The organism is Variovorax dokdonensis, from assembly GCF_030316895.1.
Classification (GTDB): domain Bacteria; phylum Pseudomonadota; class Gammaproteobacteria; order Burkholderiales; family Burkholderiaceae_C; genus Variovorax; species Variovorax dokdonensis.
On the sequence record NZ_JASZYV010000005.1, the window covers coordinates 164,732 to 184,421 of the forward strand.

Below are 19,690 nucleotides of genomic sequence, written 5' to 3' on the forward strand. Positions count from 1 at the left end.
ATGACGACGCAACAATCCATCAAGGTGCAACTGGTTCGCAGCCCGATCGGCACCAAGCAATCGCATCGCGACACCGTTCGCGGCCTGGGCCTGCGCAAGCTCAACTCCGTTTCGGAGTTGCAGGACACCCCCGCGGTGCGCGGCATGATCAACAAGATCAGTTACCTGGTCAAAGTGCTCTAAACAGAGCTGCTGAGAGAGACGATATGGAACTCAATGGCATCAAGCCGGCCGCTGGCGCCAAGCACGCGAAGCGTCGTGTCGGCCGTGGCATCGGCTCCGGCCTGGGCAAGACGGCTGGTCGCGGTCACAAGGGACAGAAGTCGCGCGCTGGTGGCTTCCACAAGGTGGGCTTCGAAGGCGGTCAAATGCCTTTGCAGCGCCGCTTGCCCAAGCGTGGCTTCAAGTCGCAGTCGCTTAAGTTCAACGCCGAAGTCACCCTGGCCGCGCTGGACAAGCTCGGTCTCGGCGAAGTCGATGTACTGGCCTTGAAGCAAGCTGGTCTCGTTGGCCAATTGGCTAAAGTGGTCAAGGTTGTGAAGTCGGGCGAACTGACGCGCGCCGTCAAGCTGACGGGCGTCGGAGCAACTGCCGGTGCCAAGGCCGCGATCGAAGCGGCTGGCGGCAGCGTCGCATAAAGAACGCACAAAGGACGTTTGTGGCAACCAACGCGGCTACGCTGGCGAAAACGGGTAAGTACGGCGATCTGCGTCGCCGTTTGATCTTCCTGCTGCTCGCCCTGGTGGTCTACCGCATCGGCGCGCACATCCCTGTTCCGGGGATCAATCCGGATCAGTTGGCGCAGCTGTTCCAGGGCCAGCAAGGTGGCATTCTGAGCCTGTTCAACATGTTCTCGGGGGGCGCGCTGTCGCGCTTCACTGTGTTCGCGTTGGGCATCATGCCGTACATCTCGGCGTCGATCATCATGCAGTTGATGACTTACGTCGTGCCTACGTTCGAGCAGCTCAAGAAAGAGGGCGAAGGCGGACGCCGCAAGATTACCCAGTACACGCGCTACGGCGCGCTGGGGCTTGCCTTGTTTCAGTCCTTCAGCATTGCAGTGGCACTGGAGTCGTCCGCAGGCTTGGTGATCTCTCCCGGATTCGGTTTCCGCATCACTGCCATGGTCAGCCTGACGGCTGGGTCCATGTTCCTGATGTGGTTGGGTGAGCAAATCACCGAGCGCGGTTTGGGAAATGGCATCTCGATTCTGATCTTCGCCGGTATCGCGGCTGGGTTGCCTAATGCCGTCGGCGGGTTGCTGGAGTTGGTTCGCACTGGGTCAATGAATGTGCTGATTGCATTGTTCATCGTCGCGGTGGTGGTGTTGGTTACCTACTTCGTGGTGTTCGTTGAACGCGGACAGCGGAAGATTCTGGTCAATTACGCACGGCGCCAGGTTGGCAACAAGGTGTACGGCGGTCAATCGTCGCACTTGCCATTGAAGCTGAACATGGCCGGCGTGATCCCACCTATCTTCGCTTCTTCGATCATCTTGCTGCCTGCGACGGTGGTGGGTTGGTTTGGCGCGGGCGACACCGGTTGGTCGTGGGTCAAGGACATCGCGGGCGCGCTGCGTCCTGGCGAGCCGATTTACGTACTGCTCTATGCTGCGGCGATCGTATTCTTCTGCTTCTTCTACACGGCCTTGGTGTTCAACAGCCGTGAGACCGCAGACAACCTGAAGAAGAGTGGTGCGTTCATCCCCGGTATTCGTCCCGGTGATCAGACCGCCCGCTACATCGACAAGATCTTGGTTCGCCTCACGCTGGCGGGCGCGGTGTACATCACCTTCGTCTGCCTGCTGCCGGAGTTCCTGATCCTGAAATACAACGTGCCGTTCTATTTCGGCGGGACGTCGTTGTTGATCATCGTGGTCGTCACCATGGACTTCATGGCACAGGTGCAGAACTACATGATGTCCCAGCAGTATGAATCGCTGCTCAAGAAAGCCAATTTCAAGACGTCTTGAGCCAGCGCGAGCCCGTTAAAGAGATTTAGGAGTAACAACATGAGAGTTTCGGCTTCGGTCAAGACCATCTGCCGCAATTGCAAGATCATCCGCCGCAAAGGTGTGGTGCGTGTGATCTGTACCGACCCGCGCCACAAGCAGCGCCAGGGTTGATCAGCTAGACAGTTAGAGGACGCACATGGCACGTATCGCTGGCATCAACATTCCGCCGCACAAGCACGCTGAGATCGGTCTGACGGCCATCTTTGGCATCGGTCGTACACGGGCTCGCAAGATTTGCGAAGCCTGCGGTATTGAGTACTCCAAGAAGATCAAAGACCTGACGGACGGCGATCTCGAGAAGATCCGCGACCAGATCGCCGCATTCACCATCGAAGGTGACCTGCGCCGCGAAACCACGATGAACATCAAGCGCTTGATGGACATCGGCTGCTACCGTGGCTTCCGCCATCGCCGTGGCCTGCCGATGCGTGGTCAGCGCACGCGCACCAATGCTCGCACCCGCAAGGGTCCGCGCAAGGCCGCGCAGTCCCTGAAGAAGTAAGGATCCAACAGCATGGCTAAGTCTCCTGCCAATAACGCGGCACAGCGCGTGCGCAAGAAGGTTCGCAAGAACATTGCGGACGGCATCGCGCACGTACACGCTTCGTTCAACAACACCATCATCACGATCACCGACCGCCAGGGCAACGCTCTGTCGTGGGCGTCGTCGGGTGGCCAAGGCTTCAAGGGCTCGCGCAAATCGACGCCTTTCGCTGCTCAGGTCGCATCCGAAGTCGCCGGCCGCGCCGCGGTCGAACAAGGTATTAAGAATCTGGACGTTGAGATCAAGGGTCCTGGCCCGGGTCGCGAATCGTCTGTGCGTGCTCTGGCCGCGCTGGGCATTCGCATCAACTCGATTTCCGACGTAACGCCGGTGCCGCACAACGGCTGCCGTCCGCAGAAGCGCCGTCGCATCTAAGCGATCGACGCTGGGCGCAGCCTGCCTTTGGCAAGCTTGCGCCGTTTTGTTTTTAGGTTGTTCAGTCAATCGAAGCCCACCGCCGTCGGTCAAGTGCCGCACGGCTCACGCAAGGCGAGACGCCTTGCGCTAGTTGACATCAAAGGAAGATCACGTGGCACGTTATCTGGGCCCCAAGGCCAAACTCTCCCGCCGTGAAGGCACCGACCTTTTTCTGAAGAGCGCCCGACGCTCCATCCAGGACAAGGCCAAGTTTGATTCGAAGCCCGGTCAGCATGGCCGTACCTCGGGCCAGCGCACCTCTGACTTCGGCTTGCAGCTGCGCGAGAAGCAGAAGGTCAAGCGCATGTACGGCGTTCTTGAGAAGCAATTCCGCCGCTATTTTGCTGAGGCTGACCGTCGCCGCGGCAACACGGGCGCGAACCTGCTGTCGCTGCTCGAGTGCCGCCTGGACAACGTCGTGTACCGGATGGGCTTCGGTTCGACCCGTGCCGAGGCGCGCCAGCTGGTTTCGCACAAGGCCATCACTGTCAATGGCCAATCGGTGAACATCCCTTCGTACCTGGTCAAGGCGGGCGATGTCGTGGCCGTGCGCGAAAAGTCCAAGAAGCAAAACCGTGTCGTTGAAGCCCTTCAGTTGGCTACCCAGGTTGGCATGCCGGCTTGGGTCGAAGTCAACGTTGACAAGGCAGAAGGCGTCTTCAAGAAGGCCCCCGATCGTGATGAATTCGGTGCCGACATCAATGAATCGCTGATCGTCGAACTCTACTCGCGTTAATTCAAGGAACCGAGGCTGCGTTGCAGCCTCTTCCTTCGTCTTGTTTCGGTACCCGATGGGGAGGCATCCTTGTCGGGCGCTTCACCAGCCTTACCGGTGTAACGAGCCGGGGGTATTGAGAGGAAGTCTGAATGCAAACAACCCTGCTGAAACCCAAGACCATCCAAGTTGAGCAACTCGGGCCAAACAAGGCCAAGGTCACGCTCGAACCGTTTGAGCGCGGCTACGGCCACACTCTGGGCAACGCGCTTCGTCGCGTGCTGCTCTCCTCGATGGTCGGTTATTCGGCGACTGAAGTCACCATTGCTGGAGTTCTCCACGAGTACTCCTCGATCGATGGCGTCCAGGAAGATGTGGTCAACATCCTGCTCAACCTGAAGGGCGTGGTGTTCAAGCTGCACAACCGTGACGAGGTCACGCTTAGCCTGCGCAAGGACGGCGAAGGCCCGGTAACAGCTTCTGACATCCAGACGCCGCATGACGTCGAGATCATCAATCCGGATCACGTGATCGCCCACCTGTCGCAAGGCGGCAAGCTCGACATGCAGATCAAGGTCGAGAAGGGCCGCGGCTACGTGCCCGGTACGATGCGCCGCTATGGCGACGAGGCCACCAAGTCGATCGGCCGCATTGTTCTGGACGCATCGTTTTCGCCGGTAAAGCGTGTCAGCTACACGGTTGAAAGCGCCCGAGTCGAACAGCGCACCGATCTGGACAAGCTGCTGGTCGAGATTGAAACGAATGGTGCTATCACCGCCGAAGATGCTGTTCGCGCTTCCGCCAAGATCCTGGTGGAGCAACTCGCTGTGTTCGCGCAGCTCGAGGGCGGCGAACTGGCTGCGTTCGATGCCCCCGCGCCGCGTAGTGCTCAACAGTTCGACCCGATCCTGCTGCGTCCAGTCGATGAACTCGAACTGACGGTCCGCTCTGCCAACTGCCTCAAGGCTGAGAACATCTACTACATCGGTGACCTGATCCAGCGCACTGAAAACGAGTTGCTCAAGACCCCGAATCTGGGTCGCAAGTCGCTCAACGAAATCAAGGAAGTGCTGGCTTCGCGCGGCCTCACACTTGGAATGAAGCTTGAAAGCTGGCCCCCGGCCGGCCTCGACAAGCGCTGATAGCGCAAAGGGCAGTACCTGATACGGCTGCCTTTATTAGAAAACCTCGAAAGGAAAAATCATGCGTCACGGTCACGGCCTTCGCAAACTCAATCGCACCAGCTCGCACCGCCTCGCGATGCTGCGCAACATGATGAACTCGTTGATCGCTCATGAGGCGATCAAGACCACGGTGCCCAAGGCCAAGGAACTGCGCCGCGTCGTCGAACCGATGATCACGTTGGCCAAGAAGCCCACGGTCGCCAACAAGCGCCTGGCTTTCGACCGACTGCGCGACCGCGACAGCGTCGTCAAGCTGTTCAATGAACTCGGTCCGCGCTACCAGACCCGTCCGGGCGGCTACACCCGCATCTTGAAGATGGGCTTCCGTGTTGGCGACAACGCCCCTATGGCATTGGTTGAACTGGTGGATCGCCCTGAAATTTCTGAAGCTGCTGACGAGCAAGCGGCTGAAGAATAAGCTATAATTTAAATCTGCCGCGCGATGGAGCAGCCTGGTAGCTCGTTGGGCTCATAACCCAAAGGTCGCAAGTTCAAATCTTGCTCGCGCAACCAATCAAGAAAACCGCCTTGCGAAAGTAAGGCGGTTTTTTTTCGCCTGCACGCGCTCCCTGTGGTTGTGTCCATTGTCGCGAGACATGAAGACGACCGTGAGCGCAATCTGAACTCAATGTTCATTCACATTGCCCTTGGGGGGCGCGTACAGTTAAGCGCATGCATCTTCTAATCGTTGAAGACGAAGAAAAGCTCGGCAACTACCTTCGTAAAGGCTTGGTGGAGAGCGGCTTCAGCGTTGATGTCGCCAGAGATGGGCAATCCGGGCTGGCATTTGCTCAGACTGGCAACTACGACGCCCTAATTCTGGACGTCATGCTTCCAGGGCTGAACGGGTTTGAGGTTTTGCAGGAAGTGCGCAGGTCCAGCAAGATGCCGATCTTGGTGCTCACGGCCCGCGACGACGTCGAGGACCGTGTTCGCGGCCTTGAACTTGGCGCAGATGACTATCTGGCGAAGCCATTTGCCTTCATGGAACTGCTCGCGCGCGTCCGGGCGCTCCTGCGGCGCGGCCCCATGCACGAGGCAACCCGTTTCACGATCGGTGACTTGCAACTGGACACCACGACACGGCGTACGACGCGTGGCGGCAAGCGCTTGGATCTGACCGCGAAAGAATTCGCCTTGCTCTCGTTACTGCTCAGAAGACAGGGGCAAGTCCTTTCGAGGGCCGTGCTTGCCGATCAGGTTTGGGGCATGAACTTCGACAGCGAAACGAATGTGGTGGATGTCGCAGTGCGCCGCTTGCGCAGCAAGATCGACGATCCGTTCGATGTGAAGTTGCTCCACACAGTTCGAGGCATGGGGTATGTCATGGAACTGCGGGTCGATGAGCGCTGACTATGTCCCTGCAGGCAACACTTTCACGCTGGTTTGCGTTTCATGCCTTCGTCCAACTTAGCGTGGTCTGTTCCGGCGTCTATGTGACGACTCAGTGGAGTTTTGAGCACAAGCAGGAGCAAGAATTCGGCAGGCACCAAGCTGTCGTTGAACGTGCGGCACTCGAAACCGCGTACCCGATGGACATCGATGCGCTGAGGCACAAGCTGGCTGAGTACTTCGTGTCGCATTCGAATGTTGCAGTTGCCTTGGAGGCCGATGACCAACTGCTCTACGAATCGGAAGCCAGCAGCAAGCGAACAAACTGGCGAGAGAGAACGTCGAGTATCGCTGGTGCGGCAGTGAATGGGCGGCCCATCCAACTCACGATGTGGCTCGATGTCGAGGGCGATACGACCATCCTGCGCCGACTCAAATGGACGCTGGCCGCCGCCGCCGTGCTTGGATCATTCATCGTGTCACTGACGGGGGCGCTGCTCGTTCAGAGGGGCCTGCGCCCGTTGAAGCGTTTGGCTGAGGAGACGGGTGCCGCGGGGCCCGACCGTCCTGGTCTCCAGATCAACGCCCTGCACTATGCCAAGGAGTTGCGACCGTGGATCGTTCAGTTCAACGGCCTTCTCGGCCGCGTTGAGGCGGCCTACGCCCAACTGGAGGCCTTCAATGCAGATGTTGCGCACGAACTGCGTACACCGCTGGCCAACATGATCGCTCAAGCGGAAATTGAACTGGGACGCGACCGAAATCGCAGCGAGCTGAAGGAGGTCCTGGAGTCGCAGTTGGAGGAGGCGCGTCGTTTGACGGGAATCGTGACCGATATGCTGTTTATGTCGCAGGCAGACCGCGGTGCGAAAGCGAGAAGGACAGCCCCTAGAAGTCTGGCGGACCAGGTGCTGGCAGTAGCGGAGTTTCAGGAAGCTGTTCTCGAGGATGCGGGAATATCACTTGTCGTCGAAGGCGAGGCGCGTGTTCCGATGGACGTCGGCCTGGTGCGACGAGCGGTCTCCAATCTGATCAGCAACGCACAGCGCTATGCAGAGCGCGGCAGTGTCATCAAGGTGATCATCGAAAGGCAAGGAGACGCCATCCGCCTGGCCGTTCAAAATCACGGAACGGCTATTCAGCCTGAGGCCTTGCCCAGACTATTCGAACGGTTCTACCGCGCGGACGCCTCACGAGCTGAATCTGCCACTCATCATGGGCTTGGCCTCGCCATCGTGGCGGCCATCGCCCGCATGCATGGCGGGACGACCTTTGCCGAATGCGAGCATGGGTTGACAACCATCGGGCTGACGCTGGCCTATGAGGCCCCTACCGACGCCTGACGTCGGCGCTGCCGATTCACATTGGCACCGCTGCAGGCGGGGGCGCCGCTTTACGAGAGCGTAGCGTCTGCAGCGTGATTCGCCGGAGACGCAGGCTTTCGCCTGCGCCGATGGACTCGAGTCCGCTTACTTGGCCGCGGCTTGTGCGCCCGCTGCCCGAGCGGATGGCCATGCTGCCCCAATGCGGCTGACGCGATCCCACGACGGGCTCGCCATCGCGGCTTGAAGATCTGCGTTCACCTCGCCTCGGGTGAAGCCGTTGCCATTCTTGCCGGCAGGCCAGGGAGCACCGGTGCGGCTGATTCGGTCCCAGCCGGGCTGCTTGCTCGCTTCGGCGAGCTCTGCCCGGACTTGGTCGCGCGACTTCTGGCCGACGTGATCTGGGTTGAACGATGCACCAGCCTCAGTGGGCTCGGGGTGATAGGCGCCCGCTGCGAAAGCGGCGGGTGCGATCAGGAGTGCAGCGACGCTGGCAGTGGCAGCGAATACGTGGCGAATAGAAATGGTCATTTGAGCATCCTCCAATAAAAGGCCTGTTCACTTTTGATAGGCCGATGTGCAAGTGTAGGAAGCACAAATCTCACTTTTCGAACGCCAAAATTACAAAAATGTTCGCTAATTGTTGCCACATTGATGCCTGTGAAACTGCAGCTTGGCGGCCAGATGCAATGTAAATTGTTAGGCCATCAATGGCCGACAATGCAAATTTCCAATTCCAAATCGGCCATGGGAAAAGTCCCGGATCTTGCACATTGCAGCGATGTAATGAGGCTGTCAGATCGTACGCGCACGGGCTAAATATCATCAGCCCGATCGACCTATTACGCGCGTCGATTTTCGGGTGATCGCGGCAATTCAAGTCCCCGCGTCGTCTGGATTGACGCGCTCAATCCTGACCTGATGTCTGCAAATCATTTCCCAAACAGCGGCAGAAGCCCCTGGCAAATGGCGCTCGCGCTAACCGCGACTTACGTGGTCTCTGAGATTGCCGACGAACCAGCGACCGCCAGTGCCCGCGCCGCGTAAGCCTGCGGGGCGGAGCAGGCGCCTGCCGATCGACATCACCTCAATATTCCGGAGACCCATCCATGCGTAGACCTGTCGTGCCCGTCGTGATTGCGATGCTGGCACTTGCCTTTGTCAGCGCTCGGGCTGAGCCGATCGCGGCGCGACTGCCGACCTTCGGTGAATCGCCATTGCCCCTCGCAGAAGCGCCCACTGCCTTGACGTTGGCGTCGGCCTGGCAGCAGGCCTTGAATGGAAACCCTGACTTGGCTGCCGCACGGAGCGAGATTGCTGCATCCGAAGGCGCGAGGATCCAGGCTGGCGCCTTTCCCAATCCGACGTTGGATGTGGGGCTCGAGGATCAGCGCACCAAAACGCGCACCACCACTGTCCTACTGAGCCAGCCCATCGAACTTGGGGGGAAAAGAGCCGCCCGCATCGAGTCGGCAGAACGCGGTATCGATGTGGCCCGCACTCAACTCGACGCCAAGCGCCTGGACATCCAAGCCAATGTGACCGCGGCCTTCTTTGCCGCGCTCGTTGCACAGGAGCGTGTGAGCCTCGCGAAGGCCTCGCTGGACATCGCCCGGCGAGGTGCCGAAGTCGCTGGCAAGCGAGTGGCTGCGGGAAAGGTTTCGCCAGTCGAAGAGACCAAGGCCAAGGTGGCGCAGTCCAGCGCTGGTCTGGAGCTGGCTCAGGCGCAGGGAGACTTGCGCACCAGCCTGGCGCAACTGCGCGCCGCAATTGGCTCTGGCCCGGCGATTGAGCGCGTGGACGGCAATGCCGTGCAAACCCCCCGCCTTCCTTCGCCGGCAGAGGTGGCCGCCCGACTCGACGACGCGCCGGCGGTGCGCGAAGCGCGACTTGAGGTTCGACGCCTCGAGGCCCTGTCCGACCTCGAGCGCGCTAAGAGGATTCCGGATCTGACCGTGACGGTCGGCGCCACCCGGCCAAACGAAATCGCCCGCAATCAAGCCGTGCTGGGTGTCTCGATCCCGTTGCCAATCTTCGACACCAACCGCGGGAATATCCAAGAGGCCATGCGTCGCCAGGACAAGGCCGAGGACCTGGCCAAGGCCACGGAGCTGCGCGTTCGTACAGAGGCGTCTGTGGCGCTGCAGCGCATGGAGACTGCGCTGTCGCTGGTGGGCACGCTTCAAGACGAGATCCTCCCCGGCGCTCAGCTCGCGCTGGACGCAGCCACCAAGGGCTTCGAGTTGGGCAAGTTCAACTACCTCGACGCACTGGATGCGCAGCGAACCCTGCTGGAAGCGCGATCCCAATACCTCAACGCCTTGGCCGAAGCCCACAAATCTTCCGCCGACCTCCAGCGCCTGCTGGGCCCCGTCGGCCTCAGTGCCGCCCAGTCAATTCCCGCCTCGCAGAGTCTTCAATGAGCAACAACCCATCGAATTCACCACGTCGTCGCCACGCAGTCGCGATCGCAGCAATCCTCGTCGCCGGGCTCCTGGCTGGCGTGCTGATCCTCAATGGCAATACCAAGGCACCTGCAGCCAATGGCTCGGAGCCGGAACGCTCGTCCGCGAGCGACGACGGCCATGGGCATCCCGAGGGCGGCGATGCTTCGCACGGTGACGTGCCGGCCGCAAAGGGCCCCAATGGCGGTTCACTGTTCGTCGATGGGGACGTCTCACTCGAGCTCCTCTTCTCGGAGGAAAGCGGGGCACTGCGCATGAAGGCTTGGGCCTTCGACAAGAGTGTTCCACTCAACGTCTCAGATGAGTCGCTGGCTGTGAAGTTGGTGCGCCCCAATGGCGAGGAAGAGGTCATTCGCTTCAAGCGTGCCGACGGTGCGCTCATCAGCACGCAGACCGTGGCCGAGCCGCATGCCTTCGATGCGACGATCGAATTGAAGGGCCCGCAGAAAGCGCACTCCTTCAATTTCGGCAAGGACGAAGGCAAGGTGTCCATGAGCGACGCCCAGGTCGAAGCGGCGGGCATCACGCTGGAAGAAGCCTTGCCGGCCACCATTGAAAGCGGATTGCAGTTTCCGGGTGAGATCCGTTTCAACGAGGACCGGACGGCGCACGTCGTGGCCCGTGTCCCGGGCGTTGTGGAAAGTGTCAGTGCCAACCTTGGCCAGCAGGTCAAGAAGGGGCAGGTTCTGGCGGTGATCTCGAGCACTGCAGTCTCAGATGCGCGTGCCGAGCTCCAATCGGCTTCACAGCGGCGCAGTCTGGCCCAGTCCACCTACGAGCGCGAGAAGCGCCTTTTCGAAGAAAGGATCTCTCCAGAACAGGATGTCCTCGTAGCCCGCCAGACCCTGCGCGAGGTCGAGATCGCCGTTGCCAATGCCAACCAGAAGCTGCTGGCCATGGGCGCGACCCCCAACAGCCGTGCATTGGGCCGATTCGAGCTGCGCGCACCCTTCGATGGGGTGGTGGTGGAAAAGCACGCAGCCCTTGGCGAAGCCGTGACTGAATCCACCCAGACTTTCATCATTTCCGATCTCTCAGAGGTGTGGGCGGAAATGAGCGTTCCTGCCCGCGAGCTCCCTCGCGTGCGCGTGGGCGAGAAGGTCACCATCAAGTCCGGTGCGTTCGATGCCAAGGCGACTGGGACCGTGGCCTACGTCGGCGCCCTCATCGGAGAGCAGACCCGCACGGCACTGGCTCGCGTGGTGCTGCCCAACCCCCAAGGGGCCTGGCGGCCGGGCTTGTTCGTCAACGTGGAGGTGATGGCCGCGCAGGCGCCAGCGCCCGTCACGGTGGCTTCGTCAGCCATTCAGACGATCGAGGGAAAGTCCGTCGTGTTCATCAAGATCCCGGGAGGGTTCCTGCCGCAGCCCGTGCGGGTGGGGCGCTCGGATGGGCAGCGTGTCGAGATCGTCGGAGGCATGAAGGCGGGCACTTCATATGCAGCGGATGGCAGCTTCGTCGTCAAGTCCGAGCAGGGCAAGGGCACCGCAACTCACACCCACTGACACGGACTGCTCCAACATGTTTGAAAGAATCATCCGCTTTGCGATAGAGCAGAACAAGCTGGTGCTGCTGGCGGTGCTCGCCATGGCGGCACTGGGCATCTACAACTATCAGAAGCTCCCCATCGATGCCGTGCCGGACATCACCAATGTCCAGGTTCAGATCAACACGGCCGCACCCGGCTACTCGCCGCTGGAGACCGAGCAGCGCGTGACCTTCCCTATCGAGACGGCCATGGCGGGCCTGCCAGGGCTGCAAGAGACGCGGTCACTCTCCCGCTATGGTCTATCGCAAGTCACCGTCATCTTCCGTGACGGCACCGATGTCTATTTCGCCCGACAAATGGTGGGCGAGAGGCTGGCAGCCACCATCGGGCAGATGCCGACCGGCGTCCATCCCGTCGAGGGGCCGATCTCCACCGGCCTGGGGGAGATCTACCTGTGGACGGTGGAAGCCAAGGAGGGCGCCAAGAAGGCGGACGGCTCACCCTACACCGCCACCGATCTGCGCGAAATCCAGGACTGGATCATCAAGCCCCAATTGCGCAACGTGCCGGGCGTGACCGAGATCAACACGATCGGCGGCTATGCCAAGCAGTACCAGATCGCGCCGCTGCCCGAGAAACTCGCAGCCTATGGCTTGTCCCTGGCCAATGTGGTCACGGCGCTGGAGCGCAACAACACCAACGTAGGCGCCGGCTACATCGAGCGGCGTGGCGAGCAATATCTGATCCGTGCACCGGGCCAGGTGCGCAGCGTCGAAGACATCAACAACGTCATCGTCTCGAGTGCGGGCAGCACGCCCGTGCGCGTGCGGGACGTGGCCCAGGTGGAACTGGGCCGAGAGCTGCGTACCGGCGCCGCCACCGACAACGGCCGGGAGGTCGTGCTGGGCACCGTGTTCATGCTCATCGGTGAGAACAGCCGCACGGTGTCGCAGGCCGTGGCCCGAAAGATGGAGGAGATCAACAAGAACCTCCCCGAAGGTGTCCAGGCGGTCACGGTCTATGACCGCACGGTGCTCGTCGACAAGGCCATCGCGACGGTCAAGAAGAACCTGCTCGAAGGGGCCGTGTTGGTGATCGCGGTGCTGTTCGCATTCCTGGGCAACCTGCGCGCTGCAGTGATCACCGCCATGGTGATTCCGCTGTCCATGCTCTTCACGTTCACCGGCATGGTCAACCAGAAGGTCAGCGCGAACCTGATGAGCCTGGGCGCCCTGGACTTCGGGATCATCATCGATGGCGCGGTGGTGATCGTCGAGAACTGCATCCGGCGCCTTGCTCATGCGCAGGAGCGACATGGGCGGCTCCTGACGCGCAGTGAACGATTCCACGAGGTGTTCGCAGCGTCCAAGGAGGCGCGGCGCGCGCTCCTGTTCGGCCAGCTGATCATCATGATCGTGTACCTGCCGATCTTTGCGCTCACCGGTGTGGAAGGCAAGATGTTCCATCCCATGGCGCTGACGGTGGTCATCGCATTGCTGGGGGCCATGGTGCTTTCGGTCACTTTCATTCCTGCGGCGATCGCCTTGTTCATCGGCAACAAGGTCCAGGAGAAGGAAAACCCGCTGATGAAGTGGGCGCGTCGCGGCTACGAGCCTCTGCTGGCGCATGCATTGAATGCCAAGGCCGTGGTCCTGACGGCGGTCGCGGTCGCGCTGGTCCTGTGCGGCTTGATCGCCACGCGCCTGGGCAGCGAATTCGTGCCGAGCCTGAATGAAGGCGACTTTGCCATCCAGGCACTTCGCATTCCGGGCACCAGCCTGACCCAGTCGGTGCAGATGCAGCAGCGCCTGGAAACACGGCTCAAAGAGAAGTTCCCCGAGATCGATCGCATCTTTGCCCGCACCGGAACGGCAGAAATTGCTTCCGATGCGATGCCGCCCAACATCTCCGACGGCTACGTCATGCTCAAGCCCGAGAAGGACTGGCCGCAGCCCAAGCGCACGCGGCAGGAACTGTTGGCCGCTGTTCAGGAGGAGGCCAGCCGGGTGCCCGGCAACAGCTTCGAGTTCTCGCAGCCCATCCAGCTTCGTTTCAACGAACTGGTCTCAGGGGTTCGCAGCGATGTGGCCGTCAAGGTGTTCGGCGACGACATGGACGTCCTGAACAAGACCGCTGCCGAAGTCGAGGCGGTGCTCAAGTCGATTCCGGGCGCGTCGGAGGTCAAGGTCGAGCAGACAAGTGGCCTGCCCATGCTCACCGTGGCCATCGATCGACAGAAGGTGGCGCGCTACGGACTGAACATTGCCGATGTCCAGGACACCCTCGCCACCGCCATCGGCGGGCGCGAAGCAGGCACCATGTTCGAAGGGGATCGGCGCTTCGCCATCGTTGTGCGCCTACCTGAAGACGTGCGCGGCGACGTCGATGCCATTCGTCGGCTGCCCATTGCTCTGCCGGGTGCTGGCACCGGCAGCAAGATCAACTTCATTCCATTGGCGGAGGTGGCCACACTGGAGTTCGCGCCCGGGCCGAATCAGGTCAGTCGAGAGAACGGCAAGCGCCGCATCGTCATCAGCGCCAACGTCCGTGGACGCGACCTCGGCGGCTTCGTGACGGAGGCATCCGCAGCGCTGGACTCGCGCGTGAAGATACCAGCCGGGTACTGGACGACCTGGGGTGGGCAGTTCGAGAACTTGCAGTCGGCCACGCAGCGCTTGCAGATCGTGGTTCCGGTGGCGCTGCTGCTGGTCTTCACCTTGTTGTTCGCCATGTTCGGCAACCTCAAGGATGGACTGATTGTCTTCACCGGCATCCCCTTTGCATTGACCGGCGGCATCCTCGCGCTTTGGCTGCGCGACATCCCGCTGTCGATCACGGCGGCTGTCGGCTTCATCGCGCTGTCGGGCGTGGCGGTACTCAACGGGCTGGTCATGATCTCGTTCATCCGCAACCTGCGCGAGGAAGGTATGGGCCTCGACGCAGCGATTCGGGAAGGAGCGCTGACGCGCCTGCGGCCGGTGCTGATGACCGCATTGGTAGCGTCGCTGGGCTTCGTTCCGATGGCGATCGCCACCGGGACCGGAGCGGAGGTGCAAAGGCCCCTCGCCACCGTGGTGATCGGCGGCATCCTGTCTTCCACCGCGCTCACCTTGCTGGTGCTTCCCGTGCTCTATCGGCTGGCACACGGCCGCACAGAGGACGAAGCCCTGGCCGAGCGCGAGCGCGACGCCGACCTCAAGCCCGCCTAGCCGGTCAGATGGCCCGCATGGCGGGCCATCAACGACCCTGCAGTTCCCGCAGTCTGAAGCGCTGCAGCTTGCCCGTCTCGGTGCGCGGCAGCGCCTCGACGAACATGATCGAGCGCGGGTACTTGTAAGGCGCGATGCTGGCCTTCACGTGTTCCTGCAGCGTCTTGACCATGGCGGCATCGCCCACCTGGCCGGGCTTGAGCACGCACCAAGCCTGCACGATCATGCCGCGCAACTCGTCCGGCGCGCCGACGACGCCGCATTCGGCCACGGCCGGATGCCGCAGCAAAGCGTCTTCTACCTCCGGGCCGCCGACGTTGTAGCCGGCGGTGATGATCATGTCGTCGTCGCGTGCCTGGTAGAAGAAGTACCCATCTTCATCTTGCATGAAAGCATCGCCGGGGAAGTTCCATCCGTCCTTGACGTACTTCAGCTGGCGCTCGTCGTCCAGGTAGCGGCAGCCGGTGGGGCCATGCACCGCCAGCTTGCCGACCGTGCCGCGCGGCACCTCCTGGCCATCGGCGTCCACCACGCGTGCCGTATAGCCGGGGACCACCTTCCCGATGGCGCCGCGTCGCACCTCCGAACCGGCCGACGAGATGAAGATGTGGAACATCTCGGTCGCGCCGATGCCGTCGATCATCTCGATGCCCGTGGCGTCCTTCCACAACTGGCGTGTCGCATCCGGCAGGCCTTCGCCGGCGCTGACTGTCTTGCGCAACGTCGGCACACCTTCGGCCTTGGCGATCGGCGCCATCTGGCGATAGAAGGTGGGGGCGGTGAAGCACACCGTGACCCCTTGTTCACGGATGGTGCGCACCATCGATTCCGGCGTGTAGCCCGAGTCGGGCAGCCACACCGATGCGCCCGCCCACATCGGGAACAGCAGCACTCCGCCCAGGCCGAAGGTGAAGGCCAGGGGCGGCGAGCCGATCACCACATCGCCGGGGCCGAGCTTCAAGACGTGATCGGGCCACGCCGTGCAGGCGGCCAGCACGTTGCGATGGCTGTGCACCGGCGCCTTGGGCTTGCCGGTGGTGCCGGAGGTGAAGGCCATCAGCGCAATGTCATCGGCCTTCGATGCATAGGCGGGCACGAACTGGCCGCTCTTGCCGGCGGCGCGTGCCTCCATCGAGGCGGCGTCCGTCGGCGCATTGAACGCCACGATCTCACGCACCGAGGCACCCGCCGGTGTCGCACAGGCCGCCTTCAATTCGTCGAGCAGGCGCGCATCGCACAAGGCGGCGGAGGGTTGTGCCTTCTCCAGGATGTCGCCGAGCTCGCGCGCGCGCAGCAGCGGCATCGTGGCCAACGCAACCATGCCGGCCTTCACCGCGCCCAGCCAGCCCAAGGCCATCGCGATCGAATTGCCGCCGCGAAGCAGCACGCGGTTGCCAGGCACGAGGCCGAGGTCGACCGACAACAGTTCGGCGATGCGATTGACCTCTTCGCTCGCCTGTCGGTAAGTCAGGGTGCGGCCCGGCGCACGCAGCATCGGCCGATCGGCATGGCCAGCGGCAAAGGCTCGGTCGAACAACGCATCGACCAGGTTCAGCGTCTGCTGACCATCGGGAATCACGGCGTCGTTGCTGAAGCGCGGCCACTGCGACCTTGGGGGCAGACGGTCCACAACGAAGCTGTCGAAAGATGGATTCATGCAATCTCCGCAAGCACCGCCAATGAACCGGACGCTCGAATGGCGAGCCGAACAATGCGGTTGACTGATAAATAGTTTATCTCTCAACAACTGTAGGACGCAATGCCGTCGCCAATTAGATTTGTTGACGCTTGTGTACGTGCGTGGCAAAAATCGGGCCATGCAGAGCCTGATACCTAAGATTGAGTCCCAGCTCGCAACGCTTCGGGTGCCCATCGCCCTGGAGCTGCCCGATGGGCGTCGTGTGGCCAGTCCGGATTCGCGCGTCACGCTGGCATTCAAGGACTGGTCTGCGCTGGCCAAGCTGGCCAGCCGGCAGATCGGCGCCATCGGCGAGGCTTATGTGGAGGGCAAGGTACAGATCCAGGGCGCCATGCGCGACCTGACCGACGCAGCCGTCGGCCTGCTGCCGGACAACCCGGCGCAGACCCAGCATGGCTGGTGGACGCACTTCCTGCGCGGGCGCAAGTCGCACCGTCTGCATTCGCTGCACAAGGATGCCGAGCAGATCCAGTTCCACTACGACGTCTCCGACGACTTCTACGCACTCTGGCTCGATCCGCGCCGCGTCTATTCGTGCGCCTATTTCAAGGACGCCGCGATGACGGTCGCGCAGGCTCAGGAAGCCAAGCTCGACCACATCTGCCGAAAGCTTGACCTGCGCGAGGGCGAGCGCCACCTCGACATCGGCTCGGGCTGGGGCGGATTGCTGCTCTGGGCCGCCGAGAACTACGGCGTGCGCGGCACCGGCATCACGCTGTCGAAGAACCAGTACGCGTACGTCAACAGGTTGATCGAAGAGCGTGGGCTTGCCGGCCGCGTCAAGGTCGAACTGCTGGACTACCGCCAGCTCAAGCCCGACCAACCTTTCGACAAGATTTCATCGGTGGGCATGTTCGAGCATGTGGGCAGCGCCAACATGCGCGCGTATTTCGACACCATCATGCGGCTGCTGCGTCCGGGCGGCCTGCTGCTCAACCACGGCATCACCTCAGGCCAGGTGGACTACCAGCAACTGGGCGCGGGCATGGGGGACTTCATCGAGAAGTACATCTTCCCGGGCGGCGAACTGCTGCACGTCTCGCGCATCCTGCGTGAAACCGCCGAGGCCGGACTGGAGATGGTCGATACCGAGAACCTGCGCCCGCACTATGCGCGCACCTTGTGGTCATGGTCCGATGCGCTCGAGACGCAACTCGACGCCGCACGCCAGGTGCTCGAGCGCGGAACCGGCAATGCCGATCGGGCCGAACGCGTGATGCGGGCCTACCGGCTATATCTCGCTGGCTCGGCCATGGCCTTCGAACAAGGGTGGATCTCGCTGCACCAGATGCTGTGCGCCAAACCTGACGGCGACATGGCGACTGGCGCCATTCGTGGCGCACAGTCGGACTATCCTTTCTCACGCGACTACATGTACAGGTAAAGCGATGCTCTACAAATTCCAATCCCAAGCCACCGAATCCTTCGTCATGATGGAGAGCAACGCCCGTGCGCTGCTGGACATCATCGGCAAGTCATCCAGCAAGGGCATCATCACCGTCGAGCAGATGCCTGCGGCGATCAGTGCGCTGGAAAGCGCCATCGGCTCCGATTCCGATTCCAACCGCCACAACCACGACGCCTATGCCGCCGAGGATCACGCCGAGGACGCGGAGCGCCAGCATGTCGGCCTTCACCAGCGCGCTGCGCCCCTGCTGAACATGCTCAAGCGATCGCTGGCGGCGGGCAAGGACGTCGTCTGGGGCGTTTGAGCCCCAGGTAGAAGGCGCTTCTTCGCCTCAATCCACCTTCGCGCCGGAGTCCTTCACGACCTTGGCCCACTTCTTGTGCTCGCTGTCGATCAGCTGGGCGAACTCGGCGGGCGTGTTGCCGCTCGGGATGGCGCCCTGCGCCTGAAGCTTCTCCTTCATGGCGGGTGTGTCGAGCGCCTTGGCCACCGCCTGCTGGACCCGGTTGACCACGTCCGCCGGCGTGCCTGCAGGCGCGAGAAGACCGAACCATGAGCTGGCCTCGAAACCCTTGAGCGCCGGCCCACCCGCTTCTTCGACCGTGGGCACGTCGGGCAGGGCGGACGAGCGCTTCGAACTGGTCACCGCCAGCGCCACCAGCTTGCCGCCCTTGATCTGCGCCATCGACGAGGGCAGGTTGTCGAACATCACATCCGCATTGCCGCCGACCATGTCCAGCAGGGCCGGCCCGGAGCCCTTGTACGGGATGTGGGTCATCGACACGCCCGTCATCGACTTGAACAACTCGCCCGCCAGGTGGATCGAGGTGCCGCTGCCGCTGGAGGCCATGTTGAACTGGCCCGGGTGCGCCTTGGCGTACTTGATGAAGTCCTGCACGTTGCGGATGTTCAGGTCTTTCGCCTTCTGTGCGTTCATCTCCATCACGTTGGGCACGGCGGCCACCAGCGTGACGGGCGCAAAGTCCTTGATGGGGTCGTAGGGCAGCTTGGGGTACAGCGCCCGGTTGATGCCGTGCGTGCCCACCGTGCCCATCAGCAGCGTGTAGCCGTCGGGTGCCGCATGCGAGACGACCTCGGCGCCCACGTTGCCGCCGGCTCCGGGGCGGTTGTCGACGAAGAACTGCTGGCCGAAGGCCGTAGACAGCTCGGGCGCGATGGCGCGGGCCAGGATGTCGGTGGTGCCGCCCGGCGCGAACGGCACGACGATGCGCACCGGTTTGCTCGGCCAGGCGTCCTGGGCCGAGGCCACGCCCGTGGCGGCCAGCCATGCCAGCGCGCAGGCGCCCAGCACGCTGCGGCGGGAGGTGAACTTTGGCGATCGATTCATGCTTTGTCTCCTTGGGGGCTTGCGAAAAATGCGGCGGCGCTCAAACGTCGTGGCGCGCCATGGCCGCGACCACCTTGTCCAGCGTGGCGGACAGGCGCTCGCGTTCGGCGGGCGTGGTGCCCGCGAACAGTTGAAGCTCGCGCATGCGCGCCTTCTCGTGAACGATCCCATGCAGGGTCGAGCCCGCTTCGCTCAGGTACAGACGCGTGCAGCGATGGTCCGTCTCGTCGGCGCAGCGCTCGAGACGTTGCGATTGCTCCAGCCCCGCCAGGGCGCGGCTGACCGTCATCTTGTCCATGCCGCACAGGTCGCAGACCTGGCTGGCCGTGCTTCCCGGATAGCGCGCGACGACGGCCATCACGCGCCATTCGGGCAAGGACAGCTGGTATTCGCGACCCACCGTCTGCGCGAAGGGGCGCGCCGCCATGTTGACGACGCGCACCAGGCGAAGCAGAAGCAGTTCGTCCTGCGAACTGGCATTCGCACCGGCCGCGGCGTGGGCTGCGGCACCAGACGAGAAATCGGTGGAGGGCTCGGTGGTCAT

General features: G+C 62.2%; 20 protein-coding genes and 1 tRNA gene. 17 read left to right on the top strand and 4 right to left on the bottom strand.

All coding sequences use genetic code 11. The features are described 5' to 3' along the window. The 12 genes from rpmD to QTH91_RS21175 all read left to right on the top strand — a co-directional run bounded on the left by rpmD (position 1) and on the right by QTH91_RS21175 (position 7,549). Positions 1-183, top strand: coding sequence for a 50S ribosomal protein L30 (gene rpmD, locus QTH91_RS21120; RefSeq protein WP_286662116.1), 183 nt, complete (start codon positions 1-3; stop codon positions 181-183). A gap of 23 nt (positions 184-206) precedes the next feature. After that, positions 207-638: a 50S ribosomal protein L15 gene (rplO, locus tag QTH91_RS21125; RefSeq protein WP_286662117.1), complete on the top strand. Its 432-nt coding sequence runs from the start codon at positions 207-209 to the stop codon at positions 636-638. A 20-nt stretch (positions 639-658) separates the two neighbouring features. Next, a complete protein-coding gene (gene secY, locus QTH91_RS21130) occupies positions 659-1,972 on the top strand; it encodes a preprotein translocase subunit SecY (RefSeq protein WP_286662118.1) in 1,314 nt (437 codons plus the stop codon). A gap of 39 nt (positions 1,973-2,011) precedes the next feature. After that, positions 2,012-2,125, top strand: a complete 114-nt coding sequence (gene rpmJ / locus QTH91_RS21135; RefSeq protein WP_038201958.1) for a 50S ribosomal protein L36 — start codon at positions 2,012-2,014, stop codon at positions 2,123-2,125. A 25-nt stretch (positions 2,126-2,150) separates the two neighbouring features. Further along, positions 2,151-2,516 carry a 30S ribosomal protein S13 gene (gene rpsM, locus QTH91_RS21140; RefSeq protein WP_286662119.1) on the top strand — a complete coding sequence of 122 codons (366 nt, stop codon included), beginning with the start codon at positions 2,151-2,153 and terminating at the stop codon, positions 2,514-2,516. 12 nt (positions 2,517-2,528) lie between these two features. After that, entirely contained in the window at positions 2,529-2,933 is a 405-nt protein-coding gene (gene rpsK / locus QTH91_RS21145) for a 30S ribosomal protein S11 (RefSeq protein ID WP_286662120.1), read from the top strand. 154 nt (positions 2,934-3,087) lie between these two features. After that, positions 3,088-3,711: a 30S ribosomal protein S4 gene (rpsD, locus tag QTH91_RS21150; RefSeq protein ID WP_286662121.1), complete on the top strand. Its 624-nt coding sequence runs from the start codon at positions 3,088-3,090 to the stop codon at positions 3,709-3,711. A gap of 131 nt (positions 3,712-3,842) precedes the next feature. Next, positions 3,843-4,832: a DNA-directed RNA polymerase subunit alpha gene (locus tag QTH91_RS21155; protein WP_286662122.1), complete on the top strand. Its 990-nt coding sequence runs from the start codon at positions 3,843-3,845 to the stop codon at positions 4,830-4,832. A gap of 61 nt (positions 4,833-4,893) precedes the next feature. Then, complete coding sequence (gene rplQ / locus QTH91_RS21160) at positions 4,894-5,292, top strand: 50S ribosomal protein L17 (protein ID WP_286662123.1); 399 nt, start codon at positions 4,894-4,896, stop codon at positions 5,290-5,292. Between the two features lie 18 nt (positions 5,293-5,310). Further along, positions 5,311-5,387: transfer RNA gene (locus QTH91_RS21165), tRNA-Met, on the top strand. 159 nt (positions 5,388-5,546) lie between these two features. Continuing rightward, positions 5,547-6,227, top strand: coding sequence for a heavy metal response regulator transcription factor (locus tag QTH91_RS21170; protein ID WP_286662124.1), 681 nt, complete (start codon positions 5,547-5,549; stop codon positions 6,225-6,227). A gap of 2 nt (positions 6,228-6,229) precedes the next feature. Beyond that, complete coding sequence (locus tag QTH91_RS21175; protein ID WP_286662125.1) at positions 6,230-7,549, top strand: heavy metal sensor histidine kinase; 1,320 nt, start codon at positions 6,230-6,232, stop codon at positions 7,547-7,549. Between the two features lie 126 nt (positions 7,550-7,675). Here QTH91_RS21175 and QTH91_RS21180 read toward each other — a convergent pair whose 3' ends face one another. Further along, a complete protein-coding gene (locus QTH91_RS21180; RefSeq protein ID WP_286662126.1) occupies positions 7,676-8,059 on the bottom strand; it encodes a DUF4148 domain-containing protein in 384 nt (127 codons plus the stop codon). A gap of 578 nt (positions 8,060-8,637) precedes the next feature. Between QTH91_RS21180 and QTH91_RS21185 the strand changes: the two genes are divergently transcribed. The 3 genes from QTH91_RS21185 to QTH91_RS21195 are packed head-to-tail and all read left to right on the top strand — an operon-like array spanning position 8,638 to position 14,691. Continuing rightward, on the top strand, positions 8,638-9,951 hold the full coding sequence (locus tag QTH91_RS21185; RefSeq protein ID WP_286662127.1) for a TolC family protein: 1,314 nt from the start codon (positions 8,638-8,640) through the stop codon (positions 9,949-9,951). Continuing rightward, positions 9,948-11,498, top strand: coding sequence for an efflux RND transporter periplasmic adaptor subunit (locus QTH91_RS21190; RefSeq protein WP_286662128.1), 1,551 nt, complete (start codon positions 9,948-9,950; stop codon positions 11,496-11,498). The genes QTH91_RS21185 and QTH91_RS21190 overlap by 4 nt, the downstream gene beginning before the upstream one ends. Before the next feature lie 16 nt (positions 11,499-11,514). Continuing rightward, positions 11,515-14,691 (top strand): CusA/CzcA family heavy metal efflux RND transporter, encoded by a 3,177-nt coding sequence (locus QTH91_RS21195; protein WP_286662129.1) that lies wholly within the window; start codon positions 11,515-11,517, stop codon positions 14,689-14,691. 28 nt (positions 14,692-14,719) lie between these two features. Here QTH91_RS21195 and QTH91_RS21200 read toward each other — a convergent pair whose 3' ends face one another. Then, complete coding sequence (locus QTH91_RS21200) at positions 14,720-16,348, bottom strand: AMP-binding protein (protein WP_286662130.1); 1,629 nt, start codon at positions 16,346-16,348, stop codon at positions 14,720-14,722. Positions 16,349-16,508: 160 nt separating this feature from the next. Here QTH91_RS21200 and QTH91_RS21205 point away from each other — a divergent pair, with 160 nt between their 5' ends. Both QTH91_RS21205 and QTH91_RS21210 read left to right on the top strand, forming a co-directional pair. Next, positions 16,509-17,774 carry a class I SAM-dependent methyltransferase gene (locus QTH91_RS21205; RefSeq protein WP_286662131.1) on the top strand — a complete coding sequence of 422 codons (1,266 nt, stop codon included), beginning with the start codon at positions 16,509-16,511 and terminating at the stop codon, positions 17,772-17,774. A 4-nt stretch (positions 17,775-17,778) separates the two neighbouring features. Continuing rightward, positions 17,779-18,102, top strand: a complete 324-nt coding sequence (locus QTH91_RS21210) for a DUF1840 domain-containing protein (protein ID WP_286662132.1) — start codon at positions 17,779-17,781, stop codon at positions 18,100-18,102. A 27-nt stretch (positions 18,103-18,129) separates the two neighbouring features. Here QTH91_RS21210 and QTH91_RS21215 read toward each other — a convergent pair whose 3' ends face one another. Together QTH91_RS21215 and QTH91_RS21220 are read right to left on the bottom strand one after the other, a co-directional pair. Further along, positions 18,130-19,146, bottom strand: coding sequence for a Bug family tripartite tricarboxylate transporter substrate binding protein (locus QTH91_RS21215; protein WP_286662133.1), 1,017 nt, complete (start codon positions 19,144-19,146; stop codon positions 18,130-18,132). Positions 19,147-19,186: 40 nt separating this feature from the next. Then, complete coding sequence (locus tag QTH91_RS21220) at positions 19,187-19,690, bottom strand: MarR family winged helix-turn-helix transcriptional regulator (RefSeq protein WP_286662134.1); 504 nt, start codon at positions 19,688-19,690, stop codon at positions 19,187-19,189.